Source organism: Leisingera sp. CC-HEC096 (assembly GCF_059429235.1).
Genome location: NZ_JCAIJS010000001.1, coordinates 2,561,521 through 2,582,365, shown reverse-complemented (window position 1 = coordinate 2,582,365; position 20,845 = coordinate 2,561,521). Strand labels below are relative to the sequence as shown.

At 62.2% G+C, this 20,845-nt stretch carries 20 protein-coding genes; 13 read left to right on the top strand and 7 right to left on the bottom strand.

Annotated features, from left to right (window positions below; all coding sequences use genetic code 11):
- Positions 1 to 176 precede the first annotated feature (176 nt).
- Both AC5STI_RS12435 and AC5STI_RS12430 read right to left on the bottom strand, forming a co-directional pair.
- Positions 177 to 1,181: a GlxA family transcriptional regulator gene (locus AC5STI_RS12435; protein ID WP_495446866.1), complete on the bottom strand. Its 1,005-nt coding sequence runs from the start codon at positions 1,179 to 1,181 to the stop codon at positions 177 to 179.
- Between the two features lie 93 nt (positions 1,182 to 1,274).
- On the bottom strand, positions 1,275 to 2,621 hold the full coding sequence (locus tag AC5STI_RS12430) for a trimethylamine monooxygenase (protein WP_495446864.1): 1,347 nt from the start codon (positions 2,619 to 2,621) through the stop codon (positions 1,275 to 1,277).
- A gap of 163 nt (positions 2,622 to 2,784) precedes the next feature.
- Between AC5STI_RS12430 and AC5STI_RS12425 the strand changes: the two genes are divergently transcribed.
- On the top strand, positions 2,785 to 4,086 hold the full coding sequence (locus AC5STI_RS12425) for an ABC transporter substrate-binding protein (protein WP_495446863.1): 1,302 nt from the start codon (positions 2,785 to 2,787) through the stop codon (positions 4,084 to 4,086).
- Between the two features lie 23 nt (positions 4,087 to 4,109).
- Here the strand turns inward: AC5STI_RS12425 and AC5STI_RS12420 are convergent, their stop codons facing one another.
- The gene (locus tag AC5STI_RS12420; RefSeq protein WP_475047916.1) at positions 4,110 to 4,835 is read right to left on the bottom strand and encodes a FadR/GntR family transcriptional regulator; all 726 of its coding nucleotides are present in this window, start codon (positions 4,833 to 4,835) and stop codon (positions 4,110 to 4,112) included.
- 474 nt (positions 4,836 to 5,309) lie between these two features.
- Between AC5STI_RS12420 and AC5STI_RS12415 the strand changes: the two genes are divergently transcribed.
- The 7 genes from AC5STI_RS12415 to AC5STI_RS12385 all read left to right on the top strand — a co-directional run bounded on the left by AC5STI_RS12415 (position 5,310) and on the right by AC5STI_RS12385 (position 11,432).
- The gene (locus AC5STI_RS12415; RefSeq protein ID WP_495446861.1) at positions 5,310 to 6,599 is read left to right on the top strand and encodes an ABC transporter substrate-binding protein; all 1,290 of its coding nucleotides are present in this window, start codon (positions 5,310 to 5,312) and stop codon (positions 6,597 to 6,599) included.
- 75 nt (positions 6,600 to 6,674) lie between these two features.
- On the top strand, positions 6,675 to 7,544 hold the full coding sequence (locus AC5STI_RS12410; RefSeq protein ID WP_058285443.1) for a branched-chain amino acid ABC transporter permease: 870 nt from the start codon (positions 6,675 to 6,677) through the stop codon (positions 7,542 to 7,544).
- Positions 7,537 to 8,517, top strand: a complete 981-nt coding sequence (locus AC5STI_RS12405; protein ID WP_495446860.1) for a branched-chain amino acid ABC transporter permease — start codon at positions 7,537 to 7,539, stop codon at positions 8,515 to 8,517. The genes AC5STI_RS12410 and AC5STI_RS12405 overlap by 8 nt, the downstream gene beginning before the upstream one ends.
- The gene (locus AC5STI_RS12400; protein ID WP_475047909.1) at positions 8,514 to 9,281 is read left to right on the top strand and encodes an ABC transporter ATP-binding protein; all 768 of its coding nucleotides are present in this window, start codon (positions 8,514 to 8,516) and stop codon (positions 9,279 to 9,281) included. The genes AC5STI_RS12405 and AC5STI_RS12400 overlap by 4 nt, the downstream gene beginning before the upstream one ends.
- Complete coding sequence (locus tag AC5STI_RS12395) at positions 9,271 to 9,978, top strand: ABC transporter ATP-binding protein (RefSeq protein WP_058285446.1); 708 nt, start codon at positions 9,271 to 9,273, stop codon at positions 9,976 to 9,978. Before AC5STI_RS12400 ends, AC5STI_RS12395 begins: the two co-directional genes overlap by 11 nt.
- Positions 9,929 to 10,537 carry a tetratricopeptide repeat protein gene (locus AC5STI_RS12390; protein ID WP_495446859.1) on the top strand — a complete coding sequence of 203 codons (609 nt, stop codon included), beginning with the start codon at positions 9,929 to 9,931 and terminating at the stop codon, positions 10,535 to 10,537. The genes AC5STI_RS12395 and AC5STI_RS12390 overlap by 50 nt, the downstream gene beginning before the upstream one ends.
- A 238-nt stretch (positions 10,538 to 10,775) precedes the next feature.
- A complete protein-coding gene (locus AC5STI_RS12385) occupies positions 10,776 to 11,432 on the top strand; it encodes a helix-turn-helix domain-containing protein (protein ID WP_421055335.1) in 657 nt (218 codons plus the stop codon).
- 316 nt (positions 11,433 to 11,748) lie between these two features.
- On the opposite strand, the gene AC5STI_RS12380 is transcribed toward AC5STI_RS12385, so the two are convergent.
- The 4 genes from AC5STI_RS12380 to AC5STI_RS12365 form a co-directional block, all read right to left on the bottom strand.
- Positions 11,749 to 12,795 (bottom strand): heme-dependent oxidative N-demethylase family protein, encoded by a 1,047-nt coding sequence (locus AC5STI_RS12380; RefSeq protein ID WP_475047901.1) that lies wholly within the window; start codon positions 12,793 to 12,795, stop codon positions 11,749 to 11,751.
- Positions 12,796 to 12,805: 10 nt separating this feature from the next.
- Positions 12,806 to 13,771: a PDR/VanB family oxidoreductase gene (locus tag AC5STI_RS12375; protein WP_495446858.1), complete on the bottom strand. Its 966-nt coding sequence runs from the start codon at positions 13,769 to 13,771 to the stop codon at positions 12,806 to 12,808.
- Complete coding sequence (locus AC5STI_RS12370; protein ID WP_495446857.1) at positions 13,768 to 14,379, bottom strand: dimethylamine monooxygenase subunit DmmA family protein; 612 nt, start codon at positions 14,377 to 14,379, stop codon at positions 13,768 to 13,770. Before AC5STI_RS12370 ends, AC5STI_RS12375 begins: the two co-directional genes overlap by 4 nt.
- A gap of 72 nt (positions 14,380 to 14,451) precedes the next feature.
- On the bottom strand, positions 14,452 to 15,597 hold the full coding sequence (locus AC5STI_RS12365) for an aminomethyl transferase family protein (protein ID WP_495446856.1): 1,146 nt from the start codon (positions 15,595 to 15,597) through the stop codon (positions 14,452 to 14,454).
- A gap of 549 nt (positions 15,598 to 16,146) precedes the next feature.
- Here AC5STI_RS12365 and AC5STI_RS12360 point away from each other — a divergent pair.
- The 5 genes from AC5STI_RS12360 (at position 16,147) to AC5STI_RS12340 (ending at position 20,811) form a co-directional block, all read left to right on the top strand.
- Positions 16,147 to 17,520 carry an ammonium transporter gene (locus tag AC5STI_RS12360; RefSeq protein WP_495446855.1) on the top strand — a complete coding sequence of 458 codons (1,374 nt, stop codon included), beginning with the start codon at positions 16,147 to 16,149 and terminating at the stop codon, positions 17,518 to 17,520.
- 11 nt (positions 17,521 to 17,531) lie between these two features.
- Entirely contained in the window at positions 17,532 to 17,747 is a 216-nt protein-coding gene (locus AC5STI_RS12355; RefSeq protein ID WP_475047889.1) for a hypothetical protein, read from the top strand.
- A gap of 132 nt (positions 17,748 to 17,879) precedes the next feature.
- Entirely contained in the window at positions 17,880 to 18,776 is an 897-nt protein-coding gene (locus AC5STI_RS12350; RefSeq protein WP_495446854.1) for a class II glutamine amidotransferase, read from the top strand.
- A gap of 1 nt (position 18,777) precedes the next feature.
- The gene (locus AC5STI_RS12345; protein WP_495446853.1) at positions 18,778 to 19,461 is read left to right on the top strand and encodes a protein GlxC; all 684 of its coding nucleotides are present in this window, start codon (positions 18,778 to 18,780) and stop codon (positions 19,459 to 19,461) included.
- An 18-nt stretch (positions 19,462 to 19,479) separates the two neighbouring features.
- Positions 19,480 to 20,811 (top strand): FMN-binding glutamate synthase family protein, encoded by a 1,332-nt coding sequence (locus AC5STI_RS12340; protein ID WP_027236195.1) that lies wholly within the window; start codon positions 19,480 to 19,482, stop codon positions 20,809 to 20,811.
- Positions 20,812 to 20,845 lie beyond the last annotated feature (34 nt).

Below are 20,845 nucleotides of genomic sequence, written 5' to 3'. Positions count from 1 at the left end.
CAGCGCCCGGCCAGCAGGCCGGGCGTTTTGCTTTTGGCAATCGGAGCAGGTCAAAGGAATTGCCTGGCCTGCGCGGAAAGGGCGGATGCCTCCGGCGGGGATATTTTTGGCAAGAGGAAAGGCAGCCGCGGACATTCCAGCGGCTGCCAAAGGTTTTTCGGAAGAAAGCGGCGGGGTCAGACCGAGGGGATCGGGCGGTTGTCCTGGACCCGGAACAGGTTCACCTTGCGGCGTTCCTCCTGCGGGGTGACGCCGAAGCTCTCGCGGTAGTGCTGCGACAGGGTCGAGGAGGTGGCGTATCCCACCGCATTGGCGATCGAGGTGATCGAGTCGCGGGAGTACATCACCAGCTGCCGCGCCGCGTTCATCCGCAGGGTGCGGTAGTAGATGGCCGGGCTTTGGCCGGTGGCGGATTTGAAGCTGCGCTCCAGCTGGCGCGGGGACACCCCGATCTGGCTGGCTGCATCGCGGATCGACACCGGGTGTTCCAGGTTGTCGGCAAAGAGCTCGACGGCCTTGGCCACCGGCGGCGGAAGGCTGTCGGCGGTGCTGTCTGTCTTGAAGGCGGGGATCTTCTGGCGCACGCCCTCGGCCCGCACCATCGGGTGCTGGAACCAGCAGGCGACCTCGGTCATCACTGCGTCGCCCAGGGTCTGTTCGATGAGTTTCAGCGAGAGGTCGAACATCGCCGCGGCACCGCTGGCGGTAAAGCGGCGGCGGTCGAGGACGATTACGTCGTCAACGGTGGCGAGCGACGGGAATTCGGCGGTGAAGGCGGCCTTGTAGCACCAGTGCACCGAGCAGCTGTGCCCGTCCAGCAGGCCGGAGCGGGCCAGCGGAAAAACACCGCCGGAGACGGCACCCATCTTGGTACCGTGGCGGGCCAGGTGGCGCAGCTTGCCGTTGGAGGCCTTGGGGTCCTCAAATTTGCCTTGCGGGCCGGACAGCAGGAACAGGGTGTCGATGTCCTCAGTCTGGTCGAGGGAACAGTCGGGCTGGAAAGCCACATTGGCGGAGGCATTCACGCTGGCGCCGGTCTCGGAGATCAGTTTCCATCGGAAGGTTTCGGTGCCGGCAATTTCGTTTGCCGCCCGCAGGGGTTCGATGGCCGAAGTCAGGCAGGCCATTGGAAAGCCGGGGAAAATCAGGAAGCCGAGAGTCATGGTGTTGTCGCGCTGCATGGGGTTGATATTAGCTTGCGAAAGGGGATTCGCACAGCAGCGAAAGGGTGCCCGCGCCGTACAGGAAGGGGAAAACGGCGCGGGCGGATCTGCTTAGTTTTGCAGATACGATTCCAGCGAGTCGTCCAGGGCGTCTTTCCACGGGGTGTGGTGCACGGGCGCCATGGTGCCGGTGATGACCGATTTGTAGGAGTTGTTGCGGAAGGCCATGATGTCCTGGGCCTTGTGCCCCTTCCATTCATAGAAGGCCTGGCAGGCGCCGGCCACGTCGAAGGTCGGGTAGTCGGTCTCCTCGATCAGCTCCAGCACGTAGTCGCCCTGGTATTTGATCGCGTATTTGACGTCGTCAGAGGCTTCCTCGCGCTCTTCGCGCTCCTTCACGTCGGCCAGCAGAGTCTCCTTGTCCGCCGGGATCTCGATCTTGCCCATGATCGCGTCGCGGACCCACCAGGCCTGCGCGTCGAACATGTTGAAGGTGAACCACTGATCCTGCATGCCCAGATAGAACATCTTGGGGTTATGGGCATAGACCACGCCTTTGTACAGGTCGGCGGTCGCCAGGCGGTTGGCGGTCTTCAGGCGCAGATCGTCCGGCAGGAAGTTGAAGAAGTGCTTGTAGCCGGTGCAGAGGATGATCGCGTCGACTTCTTTCCGGGTGCCGTCGACAAAGGTGGCAGTGTTGCCGGAGACCGACTCCAGCGCCGGAACCTCGTCCCAGTTATCCGGCCATTTGAAGCCCATCGGCGCCGAGCGGTAAGAGGTGGTGATCGACTTGGCGCCGTATTTCCAGCATTGGGAGCCGATGTCTTCGGCTGAGTAGGAGGAGCCGAGAAGCAGGATGTCCTTGCCGGCGAACTCGCGGGCGTCGCGGAAGTCGTGGGCGTGCAGCACGCGGCCGTTGAAGGTGTCGAACCCGGGGTAGAACGGCACGTTCGGGGTCGAGAAATGGCCGGAGGCGCAGATCACGTGGTCGAAGTCTTCCTTGTAGGTGCTGTCCTTGGTGTGGTCATGCACGGTGACGGTGAAGTTGCCCTGGTCCTCATTGTATTCGACCCAGCGGATAGCGGAGTTGAAGCGGATCCATTTGCGCACGTCGGCCTTTTTCACCCGGCCTTCGATGTAGTCGAACAGAACGGCGCGCGGCGGGTAGGAGGCGATTTGCTTGCCGAAGTGCTCCTCGAACGAATAGTCGGCGAATTCCAGGCCTTCCTTGGGGCCGTTTGACCACAGGTAGCGGTACATCGAGCAGTGCACCGGCTCGCCGTTTTCATCCAGGCCGGTGCGCCAGGTGTAGTTCCACAGGCCGCCCCAGTTGTCCTGCTTTTCAAAGCAGACGATCTCCGGAATCTCTTCGCCCTTGTTGGCGGCGGACTGGAATGCGCGCAGCTGGGCCAGGCCGGAGGGGCCGGCGCCGATGATGGCAATTCGCTTCTTGGTCATGTGGCTCTCCCATTGGTATAGACCAATATGTCTGTTTGGTTCTTTTGGTCTGATCCAATAAGGTCCAAAATTGCACCGCCGAGTCAACATATTTTCACAGAAGGAATATGATTTTTCCCGGATTGGACTGGCGGGGCAGAGAATTATTGTTAGGATTCAGGCCATGAAGACGACGAGTTTTGCGCACCAGCTGGCCGCCCGCGCGGCGCTGCCCCGGCTGTCGGTGGGGATGACAGAATCAGTGAATATTGGCTTTCTGGGCCCGCTTTCGGGCCGGGTCGAAAGCTGGGGGCTGCCCGGATTGAACGGCTGCCGGATCTGGGAGGACGGTCTGAACAAGGCCGGCGGGCTGCTGATCGGCGGCCGCCGCTACCCGATCCGCATTCACTCCTATGATTGCGGTCATGACCCCGAACGCTCGCTCGAGGGCGCGATGGAGCTGGTGCAGAAGCACAACGTCAAGCTGATGCTGATGCTGGGCGGGGACACGTTTGCACCGGTGCGCGATTTCCTGATGCGCAACAAGGTGCTGACATCGACGCTGCTGCCGACAGACCTGTCGCCGGACACGCCCTATCTGATCGCGCCGAGCGAGGCGCATCCGATCCAGAATGTGACCGGGGTGGCTTGGCTGGCGGAGAACCGGCCGGAGCTGAAAACCGTCGCCCTGTGCAGCCAGGCTGATCTGCTGGGGCTTCCTGCGCAGGCGGTCTATAGGGCGGCGTTCAAGGCGGCGGACAAGCAGATCCTGCGGGAAGTGCAGTATGACCCGGGCGCCAGCGACCCGGCGCCAGTGGTGGATCCGATGCTGGAAAGCGGCGCCGATATCCTGTGCTGGTGCTCGTCCTATGCGCCGATGGTGCATGCGATGACGGAATATGCTTATGCCAAGGGCTTCAAGGGGCAGATCATCAGCTGCACCCTGGATGGCTATGACCAGCTGGTGGAGAAGACCTCAGCCGAGTTCATGGAAGGGATGGTGTTCCAGTTTCCGGATTTCGACGACCCGATGCTGCGGGAGAAGGCGTTTTTCTTTAACCGTCCGCATGTCTTCTACGAGGAGTACAACCGCCGCTTCCCGGGCAGCTGGTCGGCGGTGAGCTGGGAGTATGTGGCGATCCTGGATATCTGGCACAGCGCGGTGGAGAAGGCGGGTTCGGTTGCGCCGCCGTCGGTGCTGGCGGCGATGAAGCAGCTGGGGCATGTCACCCACGCCTTCGGTCACGCGGAATGGTGGGGCGAGGATATTTTCGGTATTTCCAATGCTTTGGTTGGCGATTGGCCGGTGGTTACCATTCAGGACGGCAAGGCGCGGATCGCCGCCTTCAGGTCGATACCCGCTTGGCTGGCGCAGCACTCCAATCTGCTGAAGGCAGAGATGGAAGCGCTGGGGCAGCTATGGCACCAGCGGCTGGAAAGCGGCGCGCCCGGCAGCCAGGTCGGGTCACGCGCCGTGCAAGGCTGACCGCGCATAGGGCTTGGGCGGGCTCAGATCTCCTGCAGCAGCAGTTTCTGCTCGTCGATCAGGTGCAGCTTGATGAATTCCACCGCGGATTCCACATCGCGTGAGGCGATGGCGTTGAACAGTGTGTTATAGCGTTTCTGATAGTCCTGAATGCGCTGCGGCGTCAGGTGGCGGCGGCGCAGGGCGGTGCGGTAGGACAGGCGGCAAGCCTCGATCGTCAGCTCATAGCAGGAGTGCAGCAGCGGGTTGCCGCTGCCCTCGGCGATCTTGCGGTACAGATCCTCCTCCGCTTCGATGAACTCACCCGGATCGGTGCGCACGGCCTCGACGCGCGACAGGATCTCGTCCAGCTCCTCGATCTGGCGCGGGGTCATGTTGATCACCGCCAGACGGATCAGTTCCGGCTCCAGGATGCCGCGCACCACCAGGTGGTCGAGCGGCGACACTTCCTTGGCCAGCGAGGAATAGGAAGCCTCGGGCTTGGGGTCGGAGCGGAATTTGACAAAGCTGCCGGAACCGGGGCGGCGGTGGATCACGTTCTGGCTGGCCAGAACATCCAGCGCCTCGCGCACGGTATTGCGGGCCACCCCCAGTTCCGAGGCCAGCGTCCGTTCGGACGGCAGGCGGGTGTCGACCGGGTAGGTGCCTGCCTTGATGCGGGCAAACAGCGTGTCGATCACCACCTGTACGGTGGCGCCTACCGAATGCGTGGTCAGGATTTGCGAGGTCGTCTCTTCCGCTGAGCTCATATCTGTTTTCCGGGCCGGACGAGCGGGAGAATCCCCTGCTCCTGATCACTGTGCCAAGGGTGCAAATACCGGTTTTGGCGACCGGTGCGCAACCGTCTGACACAGCTGTGAGTTGCCGTCAGCCTAGCGGTTCCTGCGCCGGACGGCAAGAAATCAGGCAAAATTGGTTCTGAAATTGGTTTCCGGTCGGGATTTTGAAGATAAGCCGTAAGGTCATGTTTTGATGCCGTTTTTGATATCAACTTTGCCGCAAATTAGTGCCTTTGGTACTATTTTGGTGCCTTTTTGGTGCGTAAAGTGAAAGAAAATTTCTTGGAGGTGAACCATCTCGCTGCTAGCCTTGGTCCAGGATGGGTCCAATTTACGCAAACTGGTTCAGTGATGTTTAACTGGCATCGGGGTCCCGCGATACAAAGCCCGTCCCGCAGAACACACCGCCGCAAAAAACAGGCGGGTCCAACATGGGAGAAGAAGATGATTTCCAAGATCGTGAAATCGGGGCTGACCCGGCGGACGTTCCTCAAATCGACGGCGGTCACCGCGATGAGCGCCGGCCTGCCCGGCGCGTCGCTGGCGGCGGGCAATACCATCAAGATCGGTTTCCTGGCGCCGCTGACCGGCGCGGTGGCGGCCTGGGGCAAACCGGGGCTGGACGGCTGCCAGATCTGGGCCGAGCGGGTCAACGCCGCAGGCGGCATCAAGCTGGGTGACGGCAGCTACAACGTCGAATTCGTCTCCTATGACAACGAATACGATCCGGCGAAGGCACGCACCGGCGCCACCAAGCTGATCCGCGAGGACGGCGTCAGCTTCATCATGATGCTGGGCGGCGATACCTGGCCCGGCGTGCAGCCGGTCGCCGACAAGACGGGGATGCTGTTTTCCACCCTGCTGCCGTCGGACCTGTCGCCGGATACCAATACGCTGATTGCGCCGGCCGAGGTGCATCCGATCTACAACGTGACCGGGGTTGAGTGGCTGGCCGAGAACAGGCCGGAGCTGAAAACCGCGGTGATGTGCGCGCAGGACGACGCGCTGGGGCTGCCGTCGGTTGCGACCTATCTGGCGGCCTTTGAGGCGGCGGGCATCGAGATGCTGGACGAGCCGCTGCTGTTTGACCCGGCGACCACCGACTTTGCACCGGTGGTGACCCGGCTGATCAGCAAGAACCCGGATATTGTTTGCCTCGACACCTGCTACAGCGACTATGTGCATCCGATTGCCGAGCAGCTGTTCCAGCAGGGGTTCAAGGGGCAGATCATTTCCTGCACCGCGGATTTCTATGACCAGATGATCGCCAAGACCTCGGAAGAGTTCATGGAGGGCTTTGTCTTCCAGTTCCCGGATTTCGACGATCCGGCGCTGAATGGCGACAACATCAACTTCACCGACCCGAACGGCTTTTATGCGGAGTTCAACAGGCGGCACCCGGGCCAGTGGGGCGCGGTGAGCTGGGAATATGCCTCGATCATGGATCTGTGGAAAGCTGCGGCGGAGAAGGCCGGGTCGGCCAGCCCGGATGCGGTGGCGGCCGCAATGAAAGAGGGCAAGGGAAAGCACGCCTTTGGCGACGCGGACTGGTGGGGCACTGAGCTGTTTGGCATCGACAACGCGCTGGTCGGCGATTGGCCGGTGGTGGCGATCGAAAAGGGCAAGGCCAGGATCAAGGACTTCCGCTCCATCCCCGACTGGTACGCGAGGCACGGCGATCTGCTGGTCAAGCATATGAAGACCTATGACCAGATGTGGGATCAGCGCAGCTGACCTGCAAGCCAGGCCATCAGGCGGTGCGGGACCTGTCCCCGCACCGCAAGAGCCACTGAGAAAAGAGACAATCCGATGCTGGACCTTTTGGCGCAGACCGGCCTCAACGCCGTGTATGCTGCGAGCTATATTTCCCTTGTTGCTGTGGGGCTTGTGCTGATTTTTGGCGTCATGGGCGTGATCAATTTTGCCCATGGTGAACTGTTCATGGCGGGTGCCTATGCGATTGTGGCGCTCTATGCCGGTCTGAACGTGCCGTTCTTTCTGGCTGTGGCGGTCGGCCTGCTGTTTGTGGGCTGCTTGGGCCTCTTGATGGAAAGGGCCCTGTTCCGTCCCTTGAAGGATAATCCCTTGGGCGGGCTGGTCGCCTCGATCGGGTTTCTGATGATCCTGCAGGCGCTGGCGGTGATGGGGTTCGGTGTGCGGATGGTGCATATCCCGCCGGTCACGCAGGAGGTCATTGCCTTCAGTGACAAGGTGCGGCTGCCGGTGGCGCGGCTTTACGTGATCATCGCGGCAATCGTGCTGCTGTCGGCGCTTTGGTACTTCCTGAAGCGCACCAGGTTCGGCTGGGCGTTGCGGGCCTCTGCGCAGGATCCGGAAGCAGCCGCCTTGCAGGGGATTTCAATCACCCAGACCGCGCGCATCGCCATGTTCATCGGCGCAGGGCTGGCGGGGATTGCCGGCGCACTGACGGCACCGCTGGTCTCGGTCAACCCGCATATGGGGCATTCGGTGATCGTCACCGCGTTCATTGTCATCATCGTCGGCGGGGTCGGCTCATTGGAGGGCGCCATCGTGGCCTCGGTCGCCTATGCGCTGGTGCATACTTTTGTGACCACGTTCTGGGACGGTGTTCTGGCCGACATCGTGGGTCTGTCGCTGATGCTGGTGGTGCTGATCGTCAAGCCGACCGGATTGTTTGGGAGTGCGGACCGTGCCTAAGTTCCTGATCTGGATCGCGGTCCTTGCCGCGCTGATTGCCCTGCCGCATGGCCTCAGCTTCTCGCAGCAGGAAATCCTGGTGTTCCTGACCATCAATGTGCTGCTGGTGGCCAGCTACCGGCTGCTGACGCTGACCGGTGAATGGTCGCTGGCGCATGTGGTGATCATGGGGGTGGGGGCCTATTCCTCGGCGCTTCTGACCAAGAAGCTGGGGGTTTATGTGCCGGTTTCGATGCTGCTGGGCGGGGTTATTGCGGCGTTGATCGCGGTGCTGCTGTCATTCCCGCTGTTCCGGATGAAGGGGTTTTACTTCCTGATCGGATCGTTTGCCGCCGGTGAAATCATCCGCCTGCTGTGGAAGCGGTTCCGGGACCCCTTTGGCGGCGCCAAGGGGATCAAGGGGATCGACCCGATGCCGGATTTCTCAATAGGCTTCTACCAGTTCGATTTCTTTGAGCCGACGTCATATTACTACTTCGCCGGTGTCATCGTCGCCTTCTGCCTGTGGATCCTGTGGCGGATCGAGAAGTCGCCGGTCGGTCTTACCTTCCATGCGGTGCATTGGCAGGACAAGCTGGCGCAGGCCTCGGGCGTGAATGTGCGGGCCTACCGGACGCTGGCCTTTGCCATCGCCTCGGGCTTTGCCGGCATCTCGGGCGCGCTGCTGGCGCATTATGTGGGCACCATCAATCCCAATGCCTTTGATATCGACTTGATGGTCTTTGTGCTGACCTGGGCGATTGTCGGCGGCACCGCCACCTTCTATGGCCCGATCCTGGGCTGTGTGGTGCTGACGGTGCTGAATGAGATCGTGCTGCGCGAGCTTGGGCTCGAGCAGATGCGGCCGCTGGTCTATGGCGCCATCATGATCCTGTCGATCCTGTTCCTGCCCAACGGGCTGGAAAGCATCGTGCAGAAACTCACCAAAAGACGCGCTGCTGAGAGCGCGCCGGAACGGAGCCCGGCAGAATGACCGATTTTCTGGAAGTCAAAGACCTGACCATGCGGTTTGGCGGCCTGACGGCGGTGGACAGCCTGTCGTTCAAGGTGGCGCATGGCTCGATCCACGGTTTGATCGGTCCCAACGGGGCGGGGAAGACAACGACGTTCAACATGATCTCGGGCTTTTACAAGCCGACCGAGGGGCAGGTTCTGCTGCGCGGCGAAGATATCTCTGGCCTGCAGATGCATGAGGTCGCCCGGCGCGGGGTGGTGCGGACCTTCCAGCACTCGACGCTTTTTGCCGAGCTGACCGTCTTGGAGAATGCGTTGGTCGGCACCCATATGCCATTCCGCCCCAATATCTTTGCCGCAATCATCGGCTGGGACAAGGAAGACCGCAGCGGCGCTGAGGCGCGTGCGAAGGAGGCGCTGGAGTTCTTCGGCCTCGATCATGTGATGCGGGAACGCGCCGGGGATCTGTCCCACGGCCATCAGCGGGCGCTGGGCATGGCGGTGGCCTATGCCAGCCACCCGGATGTGATCCTGCTGGACGAGCCCTTTACCGGCATGAACCCGGAAGAGACCCGGCAGATGATGGACCTGATGGAGCGGCTCAAGGCCGACGGGATCACCATCCTGATCGTCGAGCATGACATGCAGGCGATCATGGGGCTGTGCGACACCATCACCTGCATGAGCTTTGGCAAGTTTCTGGCCGAAGGCGGCCCGCAGGAGATCCGCAACCACCCGGCGGTTATCGAAGCCTATCTGGGAGGGGCGCGCCATGTTGCTTGAGATGAAGAACATCGCCGTGAATTACGGCAAGATCAACGCGATCCGGAACATCTCGGTTGCGGTGCCGGAGGGCAAGATCGTCACCATCATCGGCGGCAACGGTGCTGGCAAGACCACTACGCTGCGGGCGATGTCGGGAATGCTGCCGATCACCGCCGGTGAGATCACTTTTGAGGGCAAGAGGATCGACCATTTGCCAGCCCATAAGGTTGTGGCCAACGGCATCGCCCATGTGCCGGAGGGGCGGCGGATCTTCCCGGACATGACGGTGGAGGAGAACCTGCGGACCGGGGCATTTCTGCGCAAGGACGCTGATGCGGTGGAAGAGGATCTGGAGGATGTCTTCACCCGCTTTCCGCGGCTGCGCGAGCGGCGCACCCAGATGGCCAAGACCATGTCGGGCGGCGAGCAGCAGATGCTGGCCATCGGACGTGCGCTGATGTCCAAGCCGCGGCTGTTGCTGATGGATGAGCCCTCGATGGGGCTGGCACCGGTGATCGTCGAGGAAATCGCTCAGATCGTTGAAGAAATCAACGCCAAGGGGTTGTCGGTGGTGCTGGTCGAGCAGAACGCCGAACTGGCGCTGGAGCTGGCCGATTACGCCTATGTTCTGGAAACCGGAAATGCAGCAATGGAGGGTCCTGCAGATGAGCTTCACGGGAACGAACACGTCCGCGCCGCGTATCTGGGGCTTTAAGCCGGACGCGGAGATGCGGGTGGCGCGCGAGGCGGGCTGGTCGCGTGCCGATCTGGCCTGGGAGCGGCTGATGGAGCGGGCGCTGGCACAGGCCGGCGATGGGCGCGGGCGTCAGGCAATGCGTTTGTTCCGGCTGGCGGATTTGCTGGCGCGGGCGGCGTTTCCAGCCGCGGATTTGCGCCGGGCCGCGGCACCTGCCAATCTGGCGGTGCTGCAATTCCGGCGCGGCGCGCGGGGGGAGGCGGAGCGGTTGCAGGCCCGCGCCCTGCGCATCTGGGCCGGAGCGGCAGCGCAGGTAGAGGAAATGCAGATCGCACCCCGCAGCCGGTCTTCGCTGTTTCATCTGCGGATGGAAGCGCTGCACCGCGATACGTTTCACGCCAATCTGAAAACCCGGGTCGGCTTGATTGCGGTCGAAGCCGGTGAGACGTTGCGCAACCTGACCTCTGGCAGGGCAGCGCTGCACCGGCACGCCAGCCGCTGGCGCGGGGAGAAGCCCATGGTGTTTGACGGCACCCGCAAGGTTTTGGGGGCCTGCCTGCTGCTGCTGGACGCGTAAACCGGCATGTTTTGCGGAGACGCGGTGGAACCCGGGCTGGCTGGCCCGGGTTTTCTGCTTGCACCCTTGCGGGCCGGTGCTGCGGGGCAACTAATTTCTTTCCCCAGGCGGTAGGGGGTTGGGAAAAAATGGTAATGGCAGTAAAATAATTTTCGCGTGGTTTCTTGCGCTTTGAAAAGTTTTTGCGTATCGCGCCGCTGCGCGCTTGTCAGAGGCCGTCAATAAGGAAGATAACACAGTGGCTAAACCTAAAGACGATACCGACGCAGTGGCAAATAACCTTTCTCAAGATCCGCATCGTGTCCGAGAGGGCTCGGAAAAAGTCCTGGAAGTGGCGATCGGCCGCGAAGTGCGGTCGTTCCGGCGGCAGCAGGGTATCACGGTGGCGGATCTGGCCAATCTGACCGGCCTGTCGATCGGGATGCTGTCGAAGATCGAGAACGGCAACACCTCGCCGTCGCTGACCACGCTGCAGCTGCTGGCCAATGCGCTGAGCGTGCCGATCACATCGTTCTTCCGCCGTTTCGAGGAAACCCGCGAGGCGGTGCACACCAAGTCGGGCGCGGGTGTGGAGACCGAGCGGGCCGGGACAAGGGCCGGGCATCAGTATCAGCTGCTGGGCCATCTTGGCGCCAATGCCTCGGGCGTGATGGTGGAGCCCTACATGATCACGCTGACCGAGGAGTCGGATGTCTTCCCGACCTTCCAGCATGACGGTATCGAGATGCTGTATATGCTGGAAGGTGAGGTGGATTACCGGCACGGCGACAAGGTGTTTCCGCTGAAGCCCGGCGATACGCTGTTTTTCGACGCCGATGCGCCGCACGGACCGGAGAGCCTGGTCAAACTGCCGGCACGCTACCTGTCGATCATTTCCTACCCGCAGTCGAGCTGAGGCGCGGCGGGGCGCTCCCGCCTGCTTCGCGGCATCTGAAGATGCCTCTGCACAGGTGGGCCTGGCGCCGCGCGATGCGCGGCGCGGTTGCGTTCTGCGGCAAGCCTTGCGGGTGCCGCCCGCAGCGCGCAAAGCGCGTTGCCCGGCCCAACGCCGCGCAGGGGGGGGGCAGGCGCAGCCTGCCGTCTGAAGCGGGGGCGGGAGGGCTGCGTTCTGCCTCTGCAAAAAAGAAACTGCCGGAGCCAAGGGCAACGGCAGTCAGTGAGGCGGGCCTTAGTGACAGGGGGTAGGGACGGCCCGCCAGGTCCGCTCGGGATCAATCGTCGTCGGGCCAGATACCGTCCGAGGTCGGGCTGCCATCGTCATACTGCGAGAGCCATTCGACCATCAGCGGGCGGTTGTCGATGAAGCCCTTGTAGGTCGCCAGCTCCTCCGGCAGGTCGCGGATCACACGGTGCAGGCGGCGGGCCCATTTCGGCACCGTCACCAGATCGTTGAAGCTGATCAGGTAGCAGCGGATCGGGAACACCAGCGCGTTGGAGCGCGGCAGGCGGAAGAAGGTCTGCAGCTCGACCCGCAGGTGCTGTTTCTCGCCGATGTTGTCCATGGTCAGCCCTTGCTTCATCACACCCCATTTGTGGTAGTTCTCGGGCGAGGTGTCGAGCAGCGGGTTGACTGTCATCGTCCAGTTCAGGCGGCGCGCGGGCTGGCCCTGCTGGATGTTCAAGAGGAACTTCAGCGCGCGCACGAAGATGCCCATCTCATGCGCCTTCGGCACCGGAGCGTGCCATTCAAAGAAGTTCATGCCGATGTCGAAGTCCAGCGACCAGTCGGCCTGGGTGGTGACCATGCCGGCGTCCATCCACAGGTTGTCGTCGCGCTGATCCAGCACCGCAAAGTCGCCCTGGGTCTGGCGGGTGATGTATTCCATCGGACCGTAGGGAAGGGTGCTTTCATCCAGGAAGGTGAAAGTGTCGTCGATGCCCAGCGGCTTGTTGATCCAGCGCCAGCGGTTGCCGTCCTTGTGCAGCTCAAACAAGTCCGGGTATTCGGCCGCCTTGGCCTCCATGATCAGCTCGACCAGGTCCCAGCCTGCCAGCGTCATATGCGGCAGCGACTGGCAGCGCAGGGGGTCATTGGCCAGCACCCGGGCGCGGTCCTTCATTTCCGAGACGTAGTGCTCGTCCACGTCGAAGGTGCGCTCAAACACGGAACCGGGCCGGTAGGATTTGTGCGGCTCCATGTTGACTGAGTACATGTAGCTGTCTTCGTGGAACGGGAAGGGGAAGCGTTTGATTGCCCAGTCCGAGTTCTTGAAGGTGAAGTCGCCGTAGAAGGTTTCGTCGTTGAATTGGATAGTCATTTTTCTTTCCTCAGCGATCCAGAACCAGGGTCTTGCCTTCAAAGCGCGACACGCAGGGCATGATGTGCTTGCCGCCGGCCTTTTGCTCGTCGGTCAGCCAGTGGTCGTAGTGCAGGAATTTGCCGTCATAGCCGATGACATTGGTCTCGCACTGACCGCAGGCGCCGCCGCGGCAGAGGTAGGGGGCGTCGATGCCGGCTGCCTCCAGCGCTTCCAGCAATGATTGGTGCTCGCCGACCTGAACCACCTTGTTCGACACGGCGCATTTGACCTCGAACGGTTTGCCGGAGGCGGGGGCGAGGAATTCCTCGGAATGCACGGCCTCGCGAGGCCAGCCCATTTCCTCTGCGGTGCCATGCACCCATTCGATCATGCCCTTGGGGCCGCAGACGTAGACGTGGGTGCCCAACGGCTGGTTGGCGAGCAGGGTCTTGAGGTCGATCGCCTCTTTCTGGTCGTCATGGTAGACATGCACCTTGCCCGGGTAGCGCTCGGACAGCTCCTTGGCGTAGGTGCCGAGCGAGGCGGTGCGGACCGCGTAGTGCAGCTCGAAGTTCCCGCCCATCATGGTCAGCTGATGCATCTGTGCCATGAAGGGGGTGATGCCGATGCCGCCTGCCAGCATCAGGTGCTTGCCTGCCCGCAGGTCCAGCGAGAACAGGTTGACCGGGTTGGAGATCACCATCTCCATGCCCTCTTTCACCTGGGAATGCATGAATTTGGAGCCGCCGCGGCCCTGGTCGTCGCGGCGCACCGAGATGGTATAGGCGCCGCGGTCGGCCGGATTGGACATCAGCGAATAGGCGTTCAGGCGGGTGATATCGCCGTCCTGCATCTCGACCACGGTATGAGCGCCGCCCGAGAAGGTCGGCAGGTCGCCGCCGCCGGTGCGAACGAATTTGAAACGGGTGACCAGGTCGTTGACCGGTTTGACCTCGGCCACGGTGACATTCAGTTTTGCGGTGCCAGCACTCATTTGAACAGCTCCACTTTCTCGGGGATGTTGCCCGGGTCTTCGGCATCCACCCGCACGCCCTGGAAGGCGGCGAGGCGGCGCGAATAGTGATCGCGCACGAACAGGCTGAGGCCGCAGTGGCTGCATTCGAAGGGATCGGTGGTGACGTCCTCGGTGATGCCCTTGCAGTGCACGCATTGCATGCGGCGTGCGGTGGAGCCGCGGTGCTCGGTCTGAATCGCGGTGTGCGGAATACCTGCCGCGGCGGCTTCTGCTGCGGCCTGGCCCATCAGGCTTTCGGTGCCGGTCAGGTACACCTGGGTGCCCATGTGGCAGTCGAGCAGGGCGCGGCGGATGCGGCCTTGCGCAGCCTCATAAGAGGGGCCTGCGTAGTATTGGCCAGCGCCCAGCTCCTCCAGCTGGCTGCTGTATTTGGTGCCGGTATTCTTGGAGATGTAAATGATGTGGGCCTTGGCCCAGAAGTCCTTGTCCGCGGATTTCGCCAGATCAAGGATCGCCTCGGCGCCTTCGGCATCGGCGATCATCAGGTGGCCGCTGCCAGCGCGGGCCTCAAGCTCGCCGTATACCGGGCGGCTGGTGATTGAAGGGGGGAATTCGGTCTTAGACATGTGGGTCGCTTTTCCTGCAGTCCGGGTGAACGAAAGCGGGCGCCCCCGGGATGGGGACGCCCGGGATCCGGATCAGCCCTTTGCGGTGCGGATCGATTTGTCCTTGTCGTAGAAGGGCATCTCTTCAGCGGTGGCGGCAATCTCGGTGCCGTCGCCATTGCGGACGGTCAGCTTGGTGCCCGGCTTGGCGCAGGCTACCGGCATCCGCGCGATGCCCACGTTGTGGTTGTTCACCTCCGAGTACATGCCGTAGGTGACCACGCCGACCTTTTCGCCGTTCTGCAAGAGGTCCGCGCCTTCGTCTGCGGGGATCTTGCCCTCCAGCATGACGCCATAGATCTTGAAGCGTTCCTTGCCTTCGGCGGCATAGTGGTTTTCGGCGCCGATGAAGCCGGTCTTGCCGGGGGAGACGGTGAACTCGAGGCCCAGCTCCCACAGCGTGTCGCCGCAGGTCTCGTTGTCGAACGGATAGGTCTCGGAGTTGTCGCCCGGATAGAACAGCAGGTAGCTTTCGGTGCGCAGCAGGTCGAGGGTGGAGAACTGGACGGGAACAATGCCCATGTCCTTACCCTTGTCCAGGATGCTGTCCCACAGGTGGACGGCGTCCTTGGCCTGGCAGAAGATCTCATAGCCGCGCTCGCCGGTGTAGCCGGTGCGCGAGATCATCACCGCGCAGCCGAACAGCTTGGTCTGGATGATGCCGAAGTAGGCCAGATCGCGGATGCCGGGCACGTATTCGGCCAGGAAGTCCACCGCAACGGGTCCCTGCAGCGACATGTCGTGCAGGTTGTCGTCGAAGATCACCGAGCAGTTCTTGCCGGCCGCAACCGTGTTCAGCTGCTCCATGCCGGTGCCGGTGCCGTGCACCACCAGCCAGCTGTTCACCGACAGGCGGTAGATGATGCAGTCGTCCACGAATTTGCCCTGATCGTTCAGGATCGAGGCATAGGTGGAGCGGCCCGGCATGATCTTTTCGACGTTGCGGGTGGTGACCCGGTCGATGACCTGGGCTGCGTGTTCACCCACGATGTGGACTTTTTTCAGGCCCGACACATCCATGAGGCCCGCCTTGGTGCGGATCGCCTCGTAGTCTGCTTTGGCGCGCTCCGGAGTGTGGTCGTAGAACCAGGCGGTTCCCATGCCGTTCCAATCTTCCAGCTCGCCGCCGATTTCCTTGTGGCGCTGTGCCAGTGCTGAAGTCCGCCAGATAATGGCCATTTCGCGTGTCTCCCTATTGGTGCGGACCAAAATTCTTGATTTGGTTCCTTTGGTCTGGTCCAGTTAGCCAAAAGGGGGGGCTCTGTGTCAATGAATATTCCTACCAGGAAAAAGATTTTGCCTAAAAGGCCGATTCCTCACGGCTTTGCGGCACGGACTGGCCTGAAATGGTCTTTTTATGCGCAGGCTTGAGGTTGCGGGCGCTGCCAATTGACCCGTTCAAAGTGAGAATCGGGTGATTCCCGCGCCGGAGAATCGCGTGATTCTGCCGCAAACAAGCGGTTCTCTTAGGGTTTTGGCCGCTGTTTCGGGCCGGAATGGGGCCGGCTGCCGGGCACGGGCTGGCCACGCTAAGCCGTTGGAGAAGCGGAGCTAAGGCGGGTGGAGAGGAAGGCCGGAAAACGCGTTGGAGCGGACCGGATTGCCTGCGAGTAAATAAACTTTCACATGATTATTGACAGATTCGCATCCCGAGACCCAGAATAAAGGAAAATAATATTCCCAAGAGGCAAAAATGCCCGGGAGCACTGCCAACAGGAGGGCAAAACATTGGATGGTAATCTGAACGCGTTAACAACCGTGTTCACCGAGTTCTATTACTGGGTGACGGTTGTCTTCATGTTCCTCATTCACGTGGGGTTCTGCATGTATGAGGTCGGCGCCAGCCGCCACCGCAACCACATGCACACACTGATGAAGAACATCATGATCATTCCGCTGGTCACGGTGACATTCTTCTTTTTCGGCTGGTGGATCTACTGGGCCTTTCCCAGCTTCCCGTTCTTCGGCGGGCTGAACCATGACGCGGGCGCGGCGAACCTGCCGTGGTCGCAGAACATGGGCGCCAACCTGTCCGACCGGATCACCGGCGTGTTCTGGGCAGCGTTCCTGCTGTTCTCCTGGACCGCGGCCTCGATCGTGTCGGGGGCGGTGATTGAACGGATCCGCTCCTCTGCTCTGTGGGTGCACGCGGTGATGATCGGTTCGGTGTTCTGGATCATCGACGCCGCCTGGGGCTGGCACGCCGAGGGCTGGATGGTCAAATACCTGGGCTACCACGATGCCTATGCGTCCGGCGTGATCCACGCGATTGCCGGCGGCTACGCGCTGGGCGTGATCATGGTTCTGGGACCGCGGCTGGGCAAGTTTGCCGCCGATGGCACACCGCGCGATATCCCGCCGCATAACCCCTGGATGCTGACCATCGGGATCTTCCTGATCTACTCCGGTTTCTGGGGCTTCTATGCAGCCTGCAACATTCCGGTGATCTCCCCCGACGGTATTGGCGGGCTGCTGACCGGTGAGACCTGGACGGCCACCAATATCTACTTGGCGCCGACCTCGCTGTCCGCGATCACCTTCAACTTCCTGATGTCGCTGTCCGGCGGCCTGATGGCGGCTTATGTGGTGTCCAAGGGCGATGCGTTCTGGACCTTCTCCGGCGGTTTGGCGGGCATCATCACGGCCTCCGCGGGCAACGATCTGTATCACCCGATCCAGGCGATGCTGGTCGGCGCGGTTGGTGTCGTGATCGTTTACAAGCTGCACTACTGGGTCGAGCGCACCTTCAAGATCGACGATGCGGTGGGCGCCGTTGCCGTGCATGGCTACTCCGGCATCGTTGGCCTGATCATCGCAGGCTTCCTGCTGTGGGGCGCGCCGAGCTCGCCGTATGAAGGTTTCGCGACCGTGAACCCGGTCGGCCAGACCATCGGCGCAGTGATCATGTTCGGTGTGCTGGGCTGGCTGCCGGGCTTTGTGATCGCAAAGATGCAGGCAGCTGCCGGCGTCCTGCGCATCCCCGAAGAGGTTGAGCTGCAAGGCCTCGATTACGCCGAACACCATGCCTACGAAGACGCCAAAGCCGAAATCATTGCCGCCGACAAGGCTGCTCTGAATGGTGGCGGCGTTCCGGCTGAATAAGGAGAATTGAAATGTCTACGATCGGTTACGACAGCTGGGCAGTGGATCTGGCAGAGGTTGGGGCAGTCTACCCCTTCCAGGGATCAGAGGGGCTGATGGTGGTCCTGGGCGTGGTCTTCTGGATTGCCTGGCACAGGATCCAGTTTGTCCGCGAAGGCGCGCATTTGGATAAGGCCAAGCGGATGGGAGATACGGAAAAAATCCACAATCTGCTTGAAAAGTATTGACCTGATCCGGTCAGAGGCGCGCCAGTCCGGCGCGCCTTTCTTTCCTTCTAAGGAAAATAAGTTTCATAAGAGTTGAACGGTGGATCGCAAACTGCTAGCTTTGATTCGAGATGAAAAGCAGGAGGCACACCCATGTGCGGGATTGTCGGTCTTTTTCTGAAAGACAAATCACTAGAGCCGAAACTGGGCGATATGCTCACCGATATGCTCATCACCATGACGGACCGCGGTCCCGACAGTGCGGGCATTGCAATCTATGGCGCGGACGCCGATGGGCGGGCCAAGCTCACCGTCCAGTCCGATGCACCGGACGAGGCCTTTGACGGCCTGGACGGCGCGCTGGCCGAAGCGCTGAGCGCCGATGTGTCGATCCGGGTGATCGACACCCATGCGGTCCTTGACTTGCCCGCGGGCAAGGAGGAGGACGCCCGCAGCGTGCTGGCCGAACTGCGCCCCGGCATGCGCGTCATGAGCGCAGGCGACACCATTGAGATCTACAAGGAAGTGGGTCTGCCGGAGAAAGTGGCCGAGCGTTTCGACGTGCGCGGCATGAGCGGCAGCCACGGCATCGGCCACACCCGTATGGCCACCGAATCCGCCGTGACGACCGAGGGCGCGCACCCGTTCTCCACCGGCTCCGACCAGTGCCTGGTGCACAACGGCTCGCTGTCCAACCACAATTCGCTGCGCCGCAAGCTGCGCCGCGAGGGTGTGCGGATCGAAAGCCAGAACGACACCGAGGTGGGCGCTGCCTATCTGACCTGGAAGATGCAGAACGGCGCATCGCTGGGCGAGGCGCTGGAAAGCAGCCTGGAGGACCTGGATGGCTTCTTCACCTTTGTGGTCGGCACCAAGGACGGCTTTGGCGTGGTCCGCGACCCGATCGCCTGTAAGCCGGCCGTAATGGCAGAGACTGACCAGTATGTGGCCTTCGGCAGCGAATACCGCGCATTGGTGAACCTGCCGGGCATCGAAGACGCCAAGGTCTGGGAGCCCGAACCCGCAACCGTTTACTTCTGGAACCACTAAGATGCAGACATATGATCTTGAAGCAAATGGCCTGCGCGGTCTGAACTCGGCCCTGCAGGAACTCAATGGCAGCTCCAACAAGACTGCCTGGGAAGTCGTTAACCCCAAGGGCAGCCATGCGATTGCCGTGGGTCTGAATTCTCCGATCGAAGTCACCGTCAAGGGCTCCACCGGCTACTATTGCGCCGGCATGAACCAGCAGGCGACCGTCAAGGTCGAGGGCTCCGTCGGCCCCGGCGTGGCGGAGAACATGATGTCCGGTACCGTGATCGTCGAGGGCGACGCCAGCCAGTACGCCGGCGCCACCGGCCATGGCGGCCTCCTGGTGATCAAGGGCAATGCCTCTTCGCGCTGCGGTATTTCGATGAAGGGCATCGACATCGTCGTGCACGGCAACATCGGCCATATGTGCGCCTTCATGGCGCAAGCGGGCAACCTGGTTGTGCTGGGCGATGCCGGCGATGCGCTGGGCGACAGCTGCTATGAGGCGCGGTTCTTCGTGCGCGGCAGCGTCAAGAGCCTCGGCGCCGACTGCATCGAGAAGGAAATGCGCCCGGAGCACATCGAGATCCTCAAGGATCTGCTGGCCCGCGCCGGCGCAGATGCCAAGCCGGAAGAGTTCAAGCGCTACGGCTCCGCCCGCAAGCTCTACAACTTCGACGTCGACAACGCGCAAGCGTACTAAGGACAGGGATCAAAAGACATGGATAGCAATAACATCCCCCGTACCGTCCCGATCCAGTCGGCGACATTCTCCAACCCGATCAATGCGGAGATCCGCCGCGCGGCAGCCACCGGGATCTATGACATCCGCGGCGGCGGCGCCAAGCGGAAGGTGCCGCATTTCGATGACCTTCTGTTCCTCGGCGCCTCGATCTCGCGCTACCCGCTGGAAGGCTACCGGGAGAAATGCGAGACCAAGGTGACGCTGGGCACCCGCTTCGCCAAGAAGCCGATTGAGCTGGATATCCCGATCACCATCGCCGGCATGAGCTTTGGCGCGCTGTCCGGTCCCGCCAAGGAGGCCCTGGGCCGCGGCGCATCCGCTGCGGGCACCTCGACCACCACCGGCGACGGCGGCATGACCCCGGAAGAGCGCGGCCATTCCTCCAAACTGGTCTACCAGTACCTGCCGTCCCGCTATGGCATGAACCCGGATGACCTGCGCAAGGCGGACGCCATTGAGGTCGTGGTCGGCCAGGGCGCCAAGCCCGGCGGCGGCGGTATGCTGCTGGGCCAGAAGATCTCGGACCGTGTTGCAGAAATGCGCACCCTGCCGAAAGGCATCGACCAGCGGTCTGCCTGCCGCCACCCGGACTGGACCGGCCCGGATGACCTGGAAATCAAGATCCTTGAACTGCGCGAGATCACCGACTGGCAGGTGCCGATCTACATCAAGGTCGGCGGCACCCGCCCCTACTACGACACTGCTCTGGCGGTGAAGGCCGGCGCGGACGTTGTGGTTCTGGACGGCATGCAGGGCGGCACCGCCGCCACCCAGGATGTGTTCATCGAACATGTCGGTCTGCCGACGCTCGCCTGTATCCGCCCTGCCGTGCAGGCGCTGCAGGACCTGGGCGTTCACCGCGAAGTGCAGCTGGTGGTTTCCGGCGGCATCCGCACCGGCGCGGACGTGGCCAAGGCGATGGCGCTGGGCGCAGATGCGGTCGCGATCGGCACCGCGGCGCTGGTAGCGCTGGGCGACAACGATCCGAAATGGGAAAACGAGTATCAGAAGCTGGGCACCACCACCGGCGCCTATGACGACTGGCACGAGGGCCGCGACCCGGCCGGCATCACCACCCAGGACCCAGAGCTGATGAAACGCCTGGATCCGGTCGACGCGGGCCGCCGCCTGCGCAACTACCTCAAGGTGATGACGCTGGAAGCGCAGACCATCGCCCGCGCCTGCGGTCACAACCACCTGCACAACCTCGAACCCGAGGACCTGTGCGCCCTGACCATGGAGGCCGCCGCAATGGCGCGGGTGCCGCTGGCGGGCACCGACTGGTACCCGGGCAAAGCTGGGTTCTGATAATTGGCGGGGCGCGGCTGGCAACAGTCTGCGC